At 68.1% G+C, this 15,223-nt stretch carries 16 protein-coding genes; 9 read left to right on the top strand and 7 right to left on the bottom strand.

From position 1 onward, the window contains the following. The first annotated feature begins 49 nt into the window (after window positions 1-49). The 4 genes from ACXC9Q_RS20850 (at window position 50) to ACXC9Q_RS20835 (ending at window position 4,410) form a co-directional block, all read left to right on the top strand. On the top strand, window positions 50-1,048 hold the full coding sequence (locus ACXC9Q_RS20850; protein WP_457058273.1) for a hypothetical protein: 999 nt from the start codon (window positions 50-52) through the stop codon (window positions 1,046-1,048). Window positions 1,049-1,230: 182 nt separating this feature from the next. Further along, the gene (locus tag ACXC9Q_RS20845; protein WP_457058272.1) at window positions 1,231-2,616 is read left to right on the top strand and encodes an extracellular solute-binding protein; all 1,386 of its coding nucleotides are present in this window, start codon (window positions 1,231-1,233) and stop codon (window positions 2,614-2,616) included. 28 nt (window positions 2,617-2,644) lie between these two features. Then, complete coding sequence (locus tag ACXC9Q_RS20840) at window positions 2,645-3,586, top strand: carbohydrate ABC transporter permease (protein WP_457058271.1); 942 nt, start codon at window positions 2,645-2,647, stop codon at window positions 3,584-3,586. Further along, window positions 3,583-4,410: a carbohydrate ABC transporter permease gene (locus ACXC9Q_RS20835; RefSeq protein ID WP_329480783.1), complete on the top strand. Its 828-nt coding sequence runs from the start codon at window positions 3,583-3,585 to the stop codon at window positions 4,408-4,410. The genes ACXC9Q_RS20840 and ACXC9Q_RS20835 overlap by 4 nt, the downstream gene beginning before the upstream one ends. 365 nt (window positions 4,411-4,775) lie before the next feature. Here the strand turns inward: ACXC9Q_RS20835 and ACXC9Q_RS20830 are convergent, their stop codons facing one another. The 3 genes from ACXC9Q_RS20830 to ACXC9Q_RS20820 all read right to left on the bottom strand — a co-directional run bounded on the left by ACXC9Q_RS20830 (window position 4,776) and on the right by ACXC9Q_RS20820 (window position 7,596). Beyond that, window positions 4,776-5,753: a hypothetical protein gene (locus ACXC9Q_RS20830; RefSeq protein WP_457058270.1), complete on the bottom strand. Its 978-nt coding sequence runs from the start codon at window positions 5,751-5,753 to the stop codon at window positions 4,776-4,778. A gap of 17 nt (window positions 5,754-5,770) precedes the next feature. Continuing rightward, complete coding sequence (locus ACXC9Q_RS20825) at window positions 5,771-6,979, bottom strand: MFS transporter (protein ID WP_457058269.1); 1,209 nt, start codon at window positions 6,977-6,979, stop codon at window positions 5,771-5,773. Window positions 6,980-7,083: 104 nt separating this feature from the next. Beyond that, window positions 7,084-7,596: a GyrI-like domain-containing protein gene (locus ACXC9Q_RS20820; RefSeq protein ID WP_457058268.1), complete on the bottom strand. Its 513-nt coding sequence runs from the start codon at window positions 7,594-7,596 to the stop codon at window positions 7,084-7,086. Window positions 7,597-7,731: 135 nt separating this feature from the next. On the opposite strand from ACXC9Q_RS20820, the gene ACXC9Q_RS20815 reads away from it, so the two are divergent. Both ACXC9Q_RS20815 and ACXC9Q_RS20810 read left to right on the top strand, forming a co-directional pair. Continuing rightward, complete coding sequence (locus ACXC9Q_RS20815; RefSeq protein ID WP_457058267.1) at window positions 7,732-8,457, top strand: class I SAM-dependent methyltransferase; 726 nt, start codon at window positions 7,732-7,734, stop codon at window positions 8,455-8,457. A gap of 176 nt (window positions 8,458-8,633) precedes the next feature. Further along, window positions 8,634-9,059: a CBS domain-containing protein gene (locus ACXC9Q_RS20810; protein ID WP_457058266.1), complete on the top strand. Its 426-nt coding sequence runs from the start codon at window positions 8,634-8,636 to the stop codon at window positions 9,057-9,059. Window positions 9,060-9,069: 10 nt separating this feature from the next. On the opposite strand, the gene ACXC9Q_RS20805 is transcribed toward ACXC9Q_RS20810, so the two are convergent. From ACXC9Q_RS20805 to ACXC9Q_RS20795, 3 genes are read right to left on the bottom strand one after another with little or no spacing between them, the layout of a single operon-like run. Then, window positions 9,070-9,420, bottom strand: a complete 351-nt coding sequence (locus tag ACXC9Q_RS20805; protein WP_457058265.1) for a DUF4190 domain-containing protein — start codon at window positions 9,418-9,420, stop codon at window positions 9,070-9,072. 9 nt (window positions 9,421-9,429) lie between these two features. Beyond that, on the bottom strand, window positions 9,430-10,791 hold the full coding sequence (locus ACXC9Q_RS20800; protein ID WP_457058264.1) for a M16 family metallopeptidase: 1,362 nt from the start codon (window positions 10,789-10,791) through the stop codon (window positions 9,430-9,432). Then, a complete protein-coding gene (locus tag ACXC9Q_RS20795) occupies window positions 10,788-12,110 on the bottom strand; it encodes a M16 family metallopeptidase (RefSeq protein WP_457058263.1) in 1,323 nt (440 codons plus the stop codon). The genes ACXC9Q_RS20800 and ACXC9Q_RS20795 overlap by 4 nt, the downstream gene beginning before the upstream one ends. A gap of 116 nt (window positions 12,111-12,226) precedes the next feature. On the opposite strand from ACXC9Q_RS20795, the gene ACXC9Q_RS20790 reads away from it, so the two are divergent. Next, window positions 12,227-12,583 carry a YciI family protein gene (locus ACXC9Q_RS20790; protein WP_457058262.1) on the top strand — a complete coding sequence of 119 codons (357 nt, stop codon included), beginning with the start codon at window positions 12,227-12,229 and terminating at the stop codon, window positions 12,581-12,583. Then, window positions 12,576-13,823, top strand: a complete 1,248-nt coding sequence (locus ACXC9Q_RS20785) for an RNA polymerase sigma factor (RefSeq protein ID WP_457058261.1) — start codon at window positions 12,576-12,578, stop codon at window positions 13,821-13,823. The genes ACXC9Q_RS20790 and ACXC9Q_RS20785 overlap by 8 nt, the downstream gene beginning before the upstream one ends. Here ACXC9Q_RS20785 and hisN read toward each other — a convergent pair. Continuing rightward, window positions 13,807-14,586 (bottom strand): histidinol-phosphatase, encoded by a 780-nt coding sequence (gene hisN / locus ACXC9Q_RS20780; RefSeq protein ID WP_457058260.1) that lies wholly within the window; start codon window positions 14,584-14,586, stop codon window positions 13,807-13,809. The genes ACXC9Q_RS20785 and hisN overlap by 17 nt on opposite strands. A 145-nt stretch (window positions 14,587-14,731) precedes the next feature. On the opposite strand from hisN, the gene ACXC9Q_RS20775 reads away from it, so the two are divergent. Next, the gene (locus ACXC9Q_RS20775; RefSeq protein ID WP_457058259.1) at window positions 14,732-15,223 is read left to right on the top strand and encodes a DUF2231 domain-containing protein; all 492 of its coding nucleotides are present in this window, start codon (window positions 14,732-14,734) and stop codon (window positions 15,221-15,223) included.

Genomic DNA, 15,223 nt, shown 5'->3' with positions numbered 1-15,223 from the left:
GCTCGGAACTGATAAAGAACGGTCATTCGGTTTTATAAGGAGTCTCCTCATGTCCGCTGAGGTGCACGCGGCCGAACGCCGCCGCCCGCCGCTGGTCGCAGTCATCACGCTGCTGACCGCCCTGCTCACCGTGCTCCTGATCGCCTTCGCCTGGCCGGCCGCGCGCTCCGAACCGCGGGACGTGCCGCTCGCCGTCGCGGGTCCCGGCCCGGCCGTCGCGCAGGTCGAGGCGGGACTCGATCAGGCGATGCCCGGTGGCTTCGACGTCACCGCCGTACCCGATCGGGCCGGGGCGGTTCAGCTGATCCAGGACCGGGACGCGTACGGCGCGATCGTGCTCGACTCGGCGCAGCCCGAGGTGCTGACCGCGTCGGCCGGTGGTCCCGTCGTCGCGCAGTTGCTGACGCAGTTGTCGACCCGGCTCTCCCCGCAGAGCCCGGCGAAGGTCACGGATATCGTGCCGCTGCCCAAGGATGATCCGCGCGGTGCCGGTCTGGCCGCCGGCGCGCTGCCGCTGGTGCTGGGTGGCATCATCGCCGCCGGCGCGCTGACGCAACTGGTCCGGTCCGGTTCGAGGCGGATGATCGGCGCCGTCGCGTTCGCGATCACGGGCGGGCTCGCGTTGGCCGCCGTACTGCAGTACTGGCTGGGTTCGTTCGAAGGCAGCTACTTGGGCAACGCGGGCGTGATCGCGATGTCGATCGCGGCGATCAGCCTGACGCTGCTCGGTCTGGAGTGGTTGCTCGGTACGGCGGGTCTGGCGCTGGGTGGCGCGGTGATGATGCTGCTGGGCAACCCGCTGTCCGGGATGACGAGTGCGCCCGAGATGCTGCCGAGCGGCTGGGGTGCGCTGGGTCAACTGCTGCCGCCGGGAGCCGCGGGTACGGCGCTTCGTTCGGTGAGCTTCTTCGATGGTGCGGGAGCCGCCCGGCCACTCGTCGTACTGACGTGCTGGCTGGTCGCCGGCTTCGCCCTTTGTGCACTCGGAGCGATGAAGTCACAGCGCGCCGTACAGCCCCGTCACGAGGCAAAGCCCGTTACCGTCTGAATGTCATGACAACGCGGTGACCGGATTGTTACCTCCCGGTCACCGCGTGACCGCGTGGAAGCGGGGACAACGTTGTCTGTCAAGCATTGACTTCGGTCGCTTTGGACTCCTACGGTCGCGGAAAGCCCGCTGGGTTTGGGCCGTGGTACCGGGATGACAACGATTGCCCGAAGGTGGACGTGATGACTAGGAAACGTTTCAAAGTAGCCGCCGCTGTGAGTGCGGTCCTGCTGGCGGTGACGGCCTGCAGCCAGGGCTCGACGACCAAGCAGCCGGAGGCTGGAAGCTCGCAGAGCGCCGGCCCGGCGAACATCAAGATCGCCTACCAGCAATGGGGCCCGGGCACGGTGATGAAGACCTTCCTCACCGGGGTGAAGACCGAGTACGAGTCGGCCCACCCGGGTTCGAAGGTCGAGATCGTGCCGATCGTGGCGAGCGAGAACGACTACTACACCAAGCTGCAGCTGATGATGCGGTCGCCGAACACCGCGCCGGACATCGTCTACGAGGACACCTTCCTGATCAACTCCGACATCACCGCGGGGTACCTGAAGCCGCTGGACGACTACATCAAGGGCTGGTCGGACTGGGGTCAGTTCGAGGAGACCGCCAAGGGCGCCGCGAAGGGCCAGGACGGCAAGACGTACGGCATTCCGGACGGCACCGACACCCGGGCGCTCTGGTACAACAAGCAGATCTTCCAGAAGGCCGGCCTGCCCGCCGAGTGGGCGCCGAAGAGCTGGGACGACGTCCTGAACACCGCGCGCACCATCAAGCAGAAGGTGCCCGGCGTCACCCCGCTGAACGTGTACTCCGGCAAGCCGATGGGTGAAGCCTCGGCCATGCAGGGCTTCGAGATGCTGCTCTACGGCACCAAGGACACGCTCTACAACTACGACCAGCAGAAGTGGGTCGTCGGCAGCCAGGGCTTCAAGGACGCGCTGAACTTCGTCAAGACCGTCTACACCGAGGGCATCGGCCCGTCGCCGAAGGAAGCGCTCGACCCGAACATGGGCTCGCGCGTCGGCAGCGAACTGCTGCCGGGCGGCAAGCTGGCCATCGCGCTGGACGGTTCGTGGCTCTACAACAACTGGCAGACCACCGGCCCGAAGCCGTGGCCGCAGTGGAGTGAGGTGCTCGGCCAGACCGCGATGCCGACGCAGGACGGTGGCGGCAAGGGCAAGGTCAGCCTCTCCGGTGGCTGGACCTGGGCGATCCCGGCGAAGTCGAAGTCGCCCGACGCGGCCTGGGACTTCATCAAGACCCTGCAGACGCAGCAGAACGCGGCCAAGTACGCCACCAACGGCGCGCAGATCGCGGTCCGCAAGGACGTTGCCTCGGACGCCGGCTACAAGGAGTCCTCGAAGAGCACGCAGTTCTTCACCGACCTGGTCTCGGTCACCGTGTACCGGCCGGCGCTGCCGGAGTACCCGAAGGTCTCGAACGAGATCATCACCGCGATGGAGTCGGTGATGACCGGGCAGTCCACGCCGGACAAGGCGGCGAAGAACTACGACGAAGCGGTCGAAGGGATCGTCGGCAAGGACAAGACGACCACAAGTCAGTAACCCTCGTCCCACGAAGGAATCCTCCCCTGTGACGACGACAATTGCTCCAACGGCGGCGGCCCCCGCTCCTTCCGGTAAGTCCTCCGGAAAGAGCGGGAAGCCGCGGGCCGCCAAGCTGGTCCGGATGCTGCCGCTGAGCCCGGCGATCGGGCTGATGCTGGTCTTCCTGGCCGGCCCGATCCTCTACTGCCTGTACGCCGCGTTCACCAACATGGCGCTCACCGGCACCGGCGCGGCGAACGTGAAGTTCGTCGGGCTGGACAACTTCCGCAAGGCCTTCGGCAGCGGCGCGTTCACCAACTCGATCTGGCTGACGCTGGTGTTCACGCTGATCTCCGCGATCATCGGGCAGAACACCCTCGGGCTCGGCCTGTCGCTGCTGATGCGCAGGTCCACCAGGGTGGTCCGCAACTTCGTCGGTGCGGCGGTCATCGGTGCGTGGGTGCTGCCGGAGGTGGTAGCGGCGTACCTGCTGAGCGCGTTCTTCAACGACGACGGCACGCTGAACGTGATGCTGCACGCCGTCGGTCTGCCCGGCCAGGACTGGTTGTACGCGGCACCGATCATCGCGGTGTCACTGGCCAACATCTGGCGCGGTACGGCGTTCTCGATGCTGGTGTACTCCGCCGCGCTGAGCGAAGTACCGAAGGAGATCGAGGAGTCGGCCGAGATGGACGGCGCCTCCGGTCTGCGGCGGCTGCTGTTCGTCACGCTGCCGATGATCAGCCGGGCGATCATGACCAACCTGATGCTGATCACGCTGCAGACGCTGAGCGTGTTCGGCCTGATCTACGCGATGACCCGTGGCGGCCCGGGGACCAAGAGTCAGACGTTGCCGCTGTACATGTACGAGCAGGCGTTCAGCTTCTCCCAGATCGGTTACGGTACGGCGATCGCCCTGGTGATGCTGGCGATCGGTGCGATCTTCTCGCTGATCTACCTGCGTGGACTCAACTCGGAGGCAGCGTGATTGCCCGCGACCGGATCAGCAAACTGACCGCCAACCTTGTTCTGCTGGCGATCGGGGTGCTGTTCGTGCTGCCGCTGCTCTGGGTGCTGTTCGCATCGATCAACCGGACCGCCGGTCTGCGGGTCGAGTTCCCGACGCACCCGACGCTCGGGAACTTCAAGGCGGTGCTGAACACCGACACGACGTACCGGCCGGTGTTCAACGGCATCGTGCTGTGTGGTGGGGCTGCGCTGCTGACGATGGTCTGTGCGGTGCTGGCGGCGTACCCGCTGTCGCGCTTCAGGTCGAAGTTCAACCGGCCGTTCCTGCTGACGGTGCTGTTCTGCACCGGGCTGCCGATCACTGCGGTGATGGTGCCGGTCTACGGGCTGTTCGTGCAGCTGAACCTGATCGACACCCTCGGCGGCACGATCATGTTCATGGCGACAGCCTCGCTGCCGTTCGCGATCTGGCTGACCAAGACGTTCATGGACGGCGTACCGATCTCGCTCGAGGAAGCCGCCTGGGTGGACGGTGCCGGCAACATGCAGGCGCTGCGCCGGATCGTCCTGCCGCTGATGTGGCCGGGGATCGCAGTGGTGCTGATCTTCACCTTCATCGGCATGTGGGGGAACTTCTTCGTCCCGTTCATGCTGCTGCTGTCCCCCGAACGCCTGCCGGCCTCGGTCAGCATCTTCACCTTCTTCAGCCAGTACGGCGAACCGAACTACGGCCAGCTGGCGGCGTACTCCCTGATCTACACGATGCCCGTCCTCCTCCTCTACCTCCTCCTCAGCAAGAAGCTCGGCGGCGCGTTCGCCCTGGGCGGCGCAATCAAGGGCTGAATGGCACCCCTCCGCGGCGGCTGTCCGGTCGGCCGCCTCCGGCGGCGTGCGCGGCCTGGAACACGCGCCGACGTAGTTGGCGCCGTGTGCCGTAATGGCTTGTGATGTGGCTACTTACCCTCGCGGCGCGCTACGAACGCTCGTGTCGGCGCGTGCGACGCAGGCCGATCCGCCCCTACGTGTGCGGGCTGTCGCCGCGTGCCGCGAGCTGTGGCCGGAGGTTCGTGGTTGCTGACGTTCGCCGACTCGTGGCGTGTGGTTCGTGTCGTGTGACGCGAGTCGTGGGATTCGGTCGTAGAGAAGCGGCGTTCGCCAACCATCTCTCACGACTCGAGTGTGGAATCTTGGACGACCGCGGTGAGGGTTCAGCGGGGTGGAGGCGAGGACTTCAGGCGGTCGTGGAGGGGGTGGAGGGAGTCGTCGCGGATTGCGTCGGGGAGGTCGTCGAGGGCTTGCCAGTACTCGAGTTTTTCGGTGGCGGGGCGGTCTAGTTGGAAGCAGGCGACCCAGGCGCGGGCGGAGCGGACGAGGAGGCGGAAGGCGGCGGCCGTGTCGTTGGTCGGCTTGGCTTCGGTCAGGGACTCGAGTAGGTCCTTGTGGGTTTGGGCTGCGAGGGTGGCCGGCTCGTGTTCGTGCCAGGCGTCCGCGAGCGCCGCAGTCTTGCGTTCGAGGGCGAACGCGGCGAGCGCGCCGACCGCCGGCGGGATCAGAGTGTCCAGGTGCTCGTCGTCGGTGGCCAGTTGGGACGCCGACTGTGAGTCGACGGCGGTGCCGAGGGCGAGTACGAGTCTCACGATGAAGCGGGTCAGTGGCGTGAGGCGAGTGTGATCCATCGTGACTTCGACCTGTTGCAGCTGAATGCGGAGCTGCTTGATGGCACGCTGCGCCGTACGACGGTCAGCGCGGGACCGGCGGATCGGACGGCCGGCGTCGTCGATCGCCCCGTCGAGCTCGTCGGCCGGTATGCCGAGCAGATCCGCCACCTCGTCGAACGAGACCTCGACCGTCGGTGGAGAGGCCTTCCGGGTCTGACGCCCGGAACGGCCTGGCTCTGTGTCCTGGATGCGGTCGGCGGCCAGGTCGAGGAGGTCGTCCAGCCCGCGGACGAGGTCGACCAGAGCCGCGTCGGCGGCCTTCCAGCGGTATCCGGCGAGAGCGCTCGTACGGCGGAAGTCGTCCTGCACCACCTTCTGCAACGCCGGCGGCCACCCGGCGAACTCCACCACCGGCGGCTCCTCGACCGGTGCCGGCGTGGTGGATTCGGGAATCAACGGTTTGGCGCCGGCGCGCGTGCCGATGACCTCTTCGTTCTTCTTCCCCTGCCCCGGCACGATGAAGCTCACACCACAACCTTACGTGGCTACTCGGTTCGCCTCAGGTGCCAGACGGACGGGACGATGAGGGTTGCCGCGGTGATGGCGACGTACAGGCCGGCGCCGTACAGCTCGACCGCGGTGATGCCGGCGGCGGCTGCGACGGCACCGACCGACAACTGGCCGATGGGTACCGCGATGATCGAGCCGAGCATGTCGTACGACGAGACCCGGGAGAGCTTGTCGATCGGGATGTGCTGGCCGAGCGCGGTCTCCCAGCCGATGCCGAAGATCTCGTAGCTGACGCCGACCAGGAACGACATCGCCGCGACCATGGCGGTGTTCGGGGACAGCGCCAGGACGACCATGATCGGTGCGCCGAGCAGGATGCCGAACATGCCGATCCGCAGCGGGTAGCGGGGTTTGACCCGGATCATCAGTACGCCGCCCACGATGAGTCCGACTCCGAAGCAGGCGCTGGCGATACCCCAGCCGGTCCGGCCGAAGGTGTTGTCGGCGATCACCGGGCCGAGGGTGCGGTAGCAGGCCACGAAGATCACGTTCAGCAGGCAGAAGCCCAGCACGACCGTCCAGACCCACTGCCGCGAGACGAACTCGGCCCAGCCGACCCGCAGATCGGTCAGTACCGAGCTCGCCGACCGAGCGATTCTCGGGATCGACAGGCGGGCGAGCAGGTACGCCCCGAGCAGGAATGTGACCGCATCGACCGCCAGGCCCACGCCCGGGCCGGTGAAGCCGACGATCACGCCGGCCACCGCGCCGCCCCCGATCATCGCGACCGAGCGGGCGAAACCGGACACGGCGTTCGCCTGAGGGAGTTCCGCGCGGTCCACGATCGACGGCAGGATGCCGGTCAGTGCCGGCATCACGAACGCGGCGGCGGCGCCGTTCAGCGCCTCGATCGCGGCCAGTTGCCAGATCTTCGCGTGACCGGACAGCACCAGTGCGGCGGCGAGGCCCTGGGTGAGTCCGCTGACCGTGTTCGCGACGACCAGCACCAGGTTGCGGGGGAGCCGGTCCGAGATCACGCCACCGGCGAGCAGGAAGACGATGTTCGGGATGCTGCGCGCGGCGAGCACCGTGCCGACGGCGCCGGCCTTGTCGGACACGTCCAGTACGGCGAACACCAACGCGATCGGCGCGATCGCCGAGCCGAGCAACGACACGAACCGGGCCGACACGAAGATCCGCACGTCCCGATGCCGCAGTACCGCGAGATCCTGCCGCCAGCTCACCCGAACCCCTCTCCCGAACCCGCCGATCCTATGAGGTGCCGGGGCCGAAGGGCCTGGTGTTTTTCGCAGGGCAGAGCCAGGAGCCGCGGTGCGGGTGTGGTGCGTCAGTCCCCGGTGCCGGGCGGTTCGGCGAGGCGGATGTTGAGTTCGACCTCCCACTTCGTCTTGCGAGGCTCTTTGCGGGGATCCGTGCGGAACAACTCGTACCGGCAGCCGAACAGGTCGCCTTCGGCGACGTCGCGACGGTCGAGCGTGAGGTCCTCTGCGCCGGCAAAGTCGAGGAGGGCACGGTTCGCGCGGAGGGAGTGGTTGCGGTAGGTCAGCGTCACGTAACGGCCCGCGGGCAGTACGGCGGGCCGCACTCGAGCATCGCCGGCCACCGGGCCGGGGGTGACCATGCCGACCTCCAAGTCCATCGGGCCGTTCATGTCGATCACATGCAGCCGAAGGAAGAACAGTCCGGCGTCGTCCACGCCCTCCCGAACCAGCCAGTCACTGAGCTCGTCGATCAGCTCGTTCCGCACGCTCAACATGCCCCGGAACGGCGTGACCACCCGAATGCCGAGATAGTCCGTCTCCGGCCGCTCGACAACCCGAGGCGGTTCGAGCAAATCCATGTGGGCCTCCTCAGTCTCGCTCCCCAGCATCGGGCCTGCCCCAGGGGCAGCCTCAAGTTAGTCCAGAGACGGCGTGGTGCGGTTGGCTCTTAGCAGAAAAGGAACGTCGGCACGACGGCTGCCGTTGGTAGGCACATGACGAACTTGACGAGTGCCTACGAAGAGCTGGCCGATGTCTACCACGCGACCGTCGATCCCGACGGCGCCGGCCTGGACGATCCGACGTTCGACGAACTGGTGGGTGACGTGCGCGGTCAGCGGGTGGCCGCGGTCGCCTGCGGACAGGGCCGCGACGCGCGACGTCTGGCCGATCTCGGCGCCGAGGTGGTCGGCATCGATGCCTCGGAGTCGCTCCTGGCCCACGCGCGGAGGCTCGAGCAGCAGACACCGCGCGGCATCGAGTACGTCCATGGCGACGCGCAGGATCTCGGCCGGATCCCCGGCGCCTCGTTCGACGCGGTGGTGTGCCACATGGCGCTGATGGACATCCCCGAACTCGAGCCGGCGGTGCGGTCGATCGCGCGGATCCTCAAGCCTGGCGGCTGGTTCGCGGCGTCGATCGTGCACCCGTGCTACAAGACGCCCGCCGCCGGTGAGCTGATCGATCACGTCGATGGCTCGACCCGGCGCGTCACCGGTCGCTACTTCGAGGAGGGCCCCTTCAACAGCGCCACGCGGTGGAAGGTCCTGCCGCGCGTCGCGTACCACCGGATGCTGTCGACGTACGTCAACACCTTGGCGACGGCCGGCCTGCCCGTCGTCCGGATGATCGAGCCGATCGGCGATCGCCCGGTCTGGCAGTCGGTCCCCGGCCTCCTCTACTTCCGCTGCGACAAGATCCTCGCGCCCCACGGTGGGTGAACCAGGGGCGATTGGGAAAGAACCTTCATTTTGTGGGGGTTGGTGGGTGATTGGTGCCGTGGGCAACAGGTTGAGAGGTTGTCTTTCGTTGTCACGGATGGGGACATGCGGGGGCTGCCGGTTTGGGGTGGATTTCGCTACCTTGGGGTATTGGTCCTCGAACTGCAGGAGGCTCCGTGAAGATCAAGGACGTACTGCGCGGCAAGGGCAACCAGGTCGTCACCATCTCCCCAGAAGCCACTGTCACCGAACTGCTCGCACTGCTGGCCGAACACAACATCGGCGCGGTGGTGGTCAGCGCGGACGGGTCGTCGGTGGACGGCATCGTGTCCGAGCGCGACATCGTCCGGCTCTGGAACCGTACGCCGGAGGCCGGCGAGGTCCGGGTGAGCGCGATCATGACCGCCGAGGTCCGGACCGCCACCCCGGACGACCTGATCGACAACCTGATGCGGCTGATGACCGAGCACCGGATCCGGCACGTGCCGGTGGTGGTCGACGGCAGCCTGGCCGGGCTGGTCAGCATCGGTGACGTGGTCAAGTCCCGGATCGGCGAGCTCGAGTTCGAACGCGAACAACTCTCCAACTACATCAGCAGCTAGGCATCAGCAGCTAGGCGGACGCGAAGAGCAGCACGATCAGCAGCAGGAACAACAGGCCGGCTCCGAGCAGGGCTGTGCCGATCAGGCCACAGATCTGCCCGGCCTGAGCCATGCCCCGGTTGTTGTAGACGCCGGGCGTGGCGTCGATCTCCGCGACCGCCTGGGCGCCGAGCCACCAGGCGACCGGAGACACGAACAGCAGTCCGGTGCACAGCGCGATCACGCCCAGGACCAGAGCGACCGTGGCCTGGGAGTGGTCGCGCAGGACGCCGTACGCCGGTTGGTCCGGGAAGCCGGGCTGGAGCGGGTAGAACGTGTGAGTCCGGTCCGTGGCATCCGTAGGCCGTCCGACGAACGACATCCTGTGCTCCTAGGGCGTGAGATCGACCAGTTCGCCCACGACGTCTGCGCCCAGCTCCGCGAGCTGGGGGCGGACGTCCTTGGCTTCCCCTACGACGACGACCAGTAGGCCGTTGGTTCCCACGTACCGGCGGTAGGCGTCGGTGGCCTCGGCGGCGGTGGTGGCGGCGATCTGGGCCAGGTAGGTGTCGGCGAAGTCGATCGGTACGCCGTTCGCGATGTTGCTGCCGACCTGCTGGGCGACCGAGTCGGCCTGCTCGTAGCGCAGCGGCGCGGTCCGGATCAGGCTGTCCTTCGCCTCCTGGACCTCCTGCTCGGTCAGCCCGTCGCGGGCCTCCCGCAGGATCCGCAGCGCGTCGCCGATCGCGGCGCCGGTCACCTCGGTGCGTACGGCGCCGCCCAGGCTGAAGGTGCCGCCCCTGCGCGGCGCGGCGAAGCTGGTCCGCGTGCCGTACGTGTAGCCCTTCTCCTCGCGCAGCACCGTGTCCACCCGCGAGGTGATGGTCCCGCCGACCACATGGTTCGCGACCGCGGCGGCACCCCAGGCCGGGTCCCGCCGGTCCGGGCCGGCGCAGCCGATCAGCAGCTGGCTCTGCACCGAGCCCGGCCGGTCGACCAGTACGACGCGGTTGCCCGGGAGGTACAGCGGTTCCGGCGTCTCGAGCGCCGAACCGGCGGTGGAGGTCCAGCCGCCGAAGGCCTCGTCGATGATCCCGGCGACGTCCACCCCGGTCGCGTCGCCCGCGAACAGGATCTCCGCCCGCTCGGGGCCGATGTTGTTCCGGTAGAAGTCGGCGACCTGCACGTTCGTCAGCGGGCGGATCGTGTCCGGCGTCCCCGCGGTCGGCCGGGACCGTCGCGTCGACGGGTCGAACAGATGGGCCGCGAACGCCTCCCGCGCCCGGTAGCCCGCGTTCGCCCGCTCCTGGTTGATCTCACCGAGGCGGATCGTCACGTGCCGGCCGACGTCGGCCTGGTTGAACGCGGGCCGCGTGATCGCCTCCGCAAGCAGCTGCACGGCCGGCGCCAGATGCGACACCGGCACGGAGATCTCGACGTGCAGTGCGTCCGAGCTGACGTCGACGCCGTACGCCGCTCCGTGCCGCTCCAGGGCCGCCGCGAACTCGTTGGCCGAGTGCAGCTCGGTGCCCTCGTCAAGGGTGCGGGACATGATCGTGGCGACGCCCTCGATGTCTCGCGGTTCGGCGATCAGCGGCATCGCGATCGTGACCCGGACGGTGGCGACGTACTGACCCGGGCGGTCGAAGACGTGCACCGGGGCGCCGACGCTGGTGATCGTGGTCGTCGCGGCCGGGAACTTCCACGGGCGAGGAGCGCCGACGGCCGGTGGGGTGGTCAGCACCTGGTTCATTCCTGCTCTCCCAAGGTTTCAGCAGCTGTTTCGGCAGCAGTCTCAGCAGCTGTCTCGGCCCGGCGGTAGGTCACCTGGACGCGCCCGTCGGCACGGATCCACTGCGCCGCGGCCGCCTGCACCTGCTCGACGGTCACCGCGCGGACCTGGTCGATCCGGGTGTTGATCCGGTTCGGGTCGCCGAACAGCAGGGCGTGGTGGGAGATCTCGTCGGCGCGGCCGGCGCACGTCGCCAGCTGCTCCAGCCAGTCCCGCTCGGCCTGCGCCTGCACGGTGGCCAGCTCGTCCTCGGTGACGCCGCTCTCGGCCAGCTTCTCGATCTCCTCGAGCAGCGCGTCCTCGACCTTCTGCAGGTCGATACCGTCCGACGCGATCCCGGTCAGCGTGCCGAACGAGACCCCGCCGATCAGCGGCAGCGCGCCGCCGGACACCGACTGCGCGATCTGCTCGTCGCGGACCAGCCGGCGATTCAATCGGCCGCTCTGGCCGGCGGCCAGGATGTCCAGGGCGAGACCGGCCGCGTCCAGTTCCGGCGTCCCGTCCACGGGCAGCCGGAACATCATCGTGATCAGGTCGGACGGTACGTCGGACACCACGTCGTCGCGCTGTACGCCGGTCAGCGGGCCGATCGTGCCGTCCGGGGCGGCCGGCGGCTGCGGGATCGCGGGCAGGTGGCCGAAGTACCGCTTGGCGGCGTCGAACGCGTCCGCCACGCTGACGTCCCCGACGATCGTGAGGACGGCGTTGTTCGGGCCGTAGTACGTGCGGAAGAACGCGTGCACGTCCTCCACGGACGCCGCGTCGAGGTCGGCCATCGAGCCGATCGTCATGTGCGCGTACGGGTGGTCCGCGGGGAAGGCGAGCTTGACCAGCCGCTCGTACGAGTCGCCGTACGGGCGGTTGTCGTAGCTCTGCCGCTTCTCCTCCTTGACCACGTCGCGCTGGTTGTCGAGGTTCTCCTGGTTGACCGCGTCGAGCAGGTAGCCCATCCGGTCCGCCTCGAGCCAGAGCGCGAGGTCGAGGCCGCCGCTGGGCAGTGACTCGAAGTAGTTCGTGCGGTCGAAGAAGGTGCTCGCGTTCAGGCTGGCGCCGGCGTTCTCGAGCAGGCTGAAGTGCTGACCGGAGGCGACGTTGCGCGATCCCTGGAACATCAAGTGCTCGAACAGGTGCGCGAACCCGGTCAGCCCGTCGGGCTCGTGGCGCGATCCGACGTCGTACCAGAGGTTCACGGAGACGATCGGGACGGCGCGGTCGGAGCTGACGACGACCCGCAGGCCGTTGTCGAGCGTCTGCTCCGCGATGGGGTACGTCAAGGGCATGCCTGCCACCCTACGTGGTCCGGAAATTGTTCGGGTGAGATGTCGATCTCGCTGCAGGTCGCGCATCGGAGTGGTGGATGCTGGAACCGGCCATGCATCAGACATGGACAGGAGAGGTGACATCAGTGGGCAAGTACCTGGTGATGATCTACGACGACGAAGCCAAGTGGGACGCGGCCGATCCGTCGGTGATGGAGCAGAACCACAAGAACCACCAGGCCTTCGCGGACGCGAACGGCCCCGCCCTGCGCGGCGGCGGGCAGTTGGACGGGAGCACCACCGCCACGTCGATCCGGTCCGACGGCGACGGCGGGTTCGTGGTCACCGACGGGACGTTCGCGGAGACCAAGGAGGTGATGGGCGGGTACTACATCATCGAGGCGGCCGACCTGGACGAGGCACTCGCGATCGCCAAGCAGGTCCCGTCGCCGATGGGCGGCGTCGAGGTGCGGCCCCTCATCAACGGTGGCTGACACCGTCGCCGAAGCGGTGGCGGAGGCCCACTCGACCGAGTGGGCCTTCGTCCTGGCCGCCACGGCACGGGTCGCGGCCGATCTCGACCTGGCCGAGGACTGTGTGCAGGACGCGTATGCCAAGGCGCTGGTGCACTGGCGTGAGCAGGGCGTGCCGCGTCGGCCCGGCGCGTGGTTGACGACAGTCGCCACCCGGCGGGCGCTCGAGCATCGGCGGCGGGCCGGGGTGGCGGCGCGGAAGCTGCCGTTGCTGATGCCGGATCCGGTCGACGACGAGGATCTTGCGGCCGGGGTGTTCCCGGACGACCGGCTGCGGTTGGTGTTCACCTGCTGCCATCCGGCGCTCGCGCAGGAGGCTCAGATCGCGCTGACGCTGCGGCTCGTCTGCGGGCTGTCGTCGACGGAGATCGCGAAGGCGTTCCTGGTGAAGGAAGCCACCATGCAGGCGCGGATCACCCGGGCCAAGCACAAGATCTCACGGTCCGGGATCGCCTACCGGATCCCGCGGCTGGAGGATCTGCCGGAGCGCATCGACGCGGTGCTGGACGTCGTACACCTGGTCTATACGGCGGGACACACGGCGGTGGACGGGGACGGACTGACCCGGCCGGATCTGGCCCGGCGAGGGATCGAGCTGGCCCGGATGGTGCGGATGCTCTTGCCGGACAGCGGGGAGGCGGCTGGTCTGCTCGCACTGTTGTTGCTGACGCAGGCGCGGCAGGCTGCGCGCGTCGACGACGCCGGTCAGTTGGTGCTGATGGAAGACCAGGACCGGGCGTTGTGGGACCGGGGGCAGATCGCCGAGGGGCTGGAGCTGGTGCACGAAGCGCTGGCCGGGCAACCAACGGCCCCAGGGGGGAGCGTCGGGCGGTTCGGCGTGATGGCGGCCATTGCCGCCGTCCATGCCGAGGCGGAGCGATGGGAGGATACGGATTGGGCAGAGATCCTCGGCCTCTACGATCTTCTCCTGGCGCGCTGGCCGTCACCGGTGGTCGCCTTGAACCGGGTGGTCGCCCTCAGCTATGTCTCCGGGCCCGAGGTGGCGCTGACCGAACTCCAGGAGTTGGCCGGCGATCCGGCTCTCGCCACCTATCCGTACCTCGCGTCCACGCGCGCCGAACTGCTTCGGCGTACTGGCCGAGACGCTGAGGCGAAGGCGGCGTACGAGGAGGCGCTGGCGTTCACCAGCAACGCGGTCGAGGCGGACTTCCTGGTCCGGCGGCTCACTCGAGGCGCTTGAGCACCTCGTCGTGCAGGCGGCCGTTGGTGGCGACACCGTTCGGACCGTTCGGGCCGGGAGCCCCCTCGACGGAGGTGAACTTGCCGCCGGCCTCGTCGACGATGATCGCCAGCGCGGCCATGTCGTAGAGGTTGAGCTCGGGCTCGGCGGCGATGTCGACCGCGCCCTCGGCGACCAGCATGTAGGACCAGAAGTCGCCGTACGCGCGGGTGCGCCAGACCGAATCCATCAGGTCGGCCCACTGGTTCTTCTTGCCGATCTTCTCCCAGCCCTTGAGCGACGCGTACGACAGCGAGGCGTCCTCGATCCTGCTCACGTCGCTGACCCGGCACGGCTGCGACGAGTGCAGGGCGCGGCCGGTCCAGGCGCCGTCGCCGTACGACGCCCACCAGCGCTTGCCGAGGGCCGGGGCGGAGACCACGCCGACGACCACCTGGTCCTCGATCATCAGGCTGATCAGCGTGGCCCAGACCGGGACGCCACGGATGTAGTTCTTGGTGCCGTCGATCGGGTCGACGACCCAGCGGCGAACGCCCCAGCCGCTGGTGCCGTCCTCTTCGCCGACGAAGGCGTCCCGGGGCCGGGCCCGGGACAGCGTCTTGCGCATCACGTCCTCGACCTTTTTGTCCGATTCACTCACCGGCGTCAGGTCCGGCTTGGTGGCCACGTGCAGGTCGAGCGCCTTGTAGCGGTCCATCGTGGTCGAGTCCGCGTCATCGGCCAGGATGTGGGCGAGCCGCAGGTCATCCGTGTGCGAAGGCATGCCGGAAGGCTAACCTGAACCCCTGCTCAGCGCGCCACGCGGCGGCAAACGTTGTGGATCGGTTGCGGCGCGGATTGAACCGAATACGGTCGTTGAACGTGCAGTCTAGTGTCTGACCACGTCTATGAGCGCCATGGAGGCGTCAATGTTCGAGCGCTTCGGGGACCTGCCGCTGCACGTGCTGGTGATCCACCTCGCGGTGGTGGTGCTGCCGGTGGCCGCGCTCACCGCGATCGCGTTCGCCGTGCTACCGAAGTGGCGCTGGCTGCTGCGCTGGCCGGCGCTGGTGCTCGGGCTGGGTGCGCTGGTGTGTGCCTTCGTGGCGAAGAAGAGCGGGGACGCGTTCGTGGCCGCGGTCCCGCAACTGGACAAGCTGGTCGCCCTGCACCGGTCGCGGGGGAATCTGCTGCTGTGGTTCGTCCTGGCGTTCGCCGTGCTGGTCGTCATCGCCTTCCTGGTCCTGAGCGGGCCGACGGCGCTGGCGAGCGGAAAGGGTGCGAAGGCAACCAACAGCCGCCCGCTCGAGTTGGTCGTCACCGCGGCTGTCGTGGTGGTGGGAGTCGTCGTGATCTACCAGACGATCCGCACCGGCGACGCCGGCGCCAGAGCCGTCTGGACCGGCATCCTGCCTAAGTGA

The organism is Kribbella sp. CWNU-51 (assembly GCF_054073265.1).
The sequence above is the reverse complement of the archived record's forward strand: the minus strand, read 5'-3'. Positions and strand labels throughout refer to the sequence as shown.

What these genes read in the sequence shown, in the direction of transcription:
- ACXC9Q_RS20800 (WP_457058264.1), bottom strand. Translation starts at nt 10,791, where the DNA reads ATGAACCAGGTGCTGACCACCCCACCGGCCGTCGGCGCTCCTCGCCCG.
- ACXC9Q_RS20820 (WP_457058268.1), bottom strand. Translation starts at nt 7,596, where the DNA reads ATGGATTTGCTCGAACCGCCTCGGGTTGTCGAGCGGCCGGAGACGGAC.
- ACXC9Q_RS20795 (WP_457058263.1), bottom strand. Translation starts at nt 12,110, where the DNA reads ATGCCCTTGACGTACCCCATCGCGGAGCAGACGCTCGACAACGGCCTG.
- hisN (WP_457058260.1), bottom strand. Translation starts at nt 14,586, where the DNA reads ATGCCTTCGCACACGGATGACCTGCGGCTCGCCCACATCCTGGCCGAT.
- ACXC9Q_RS20775 (WP_457058259.1), top strand. Translation starts at nt 14,732, where the DNA reads ATGTTCGAGCGCTTCGGGGACCTGCCGCTGCACGTGCTGGTGATCCAC.
- ACXC9Q_RS20805 (WP_457058265.1), bottom strand. Translation starts at nt 9,420, where the DNA reads ATGTCGTTCGTCGGACGGCCTACGGATGCCACGGACCGGACTCACACG.
- ACXC9Q_RS20850 (WP_457058273.1), top strand. Translation starts at nt 50, where the DNA reads ATGTCCGCTGAGGTGCACGCGGCCGAACGCCGCCGCCCGCCGCTGGTC.
- ACXC9Q_RS20845 (WP_457058272.1), top strand. Translation starts at nt 1,231, where the DNA reads ATGACTAGGAAACGTTTCAAAGTAGCCGCCGCTGTGAGTGCGGTCCTG.
- ACXC9Q_RS20815 (WP_457058267.1), top strand. Translation starts at nt 7,732, where the DNA reads ATGACGAACTTGACGAGTGCCTACGAAGAGCTGGCCGATGTCTACCAC.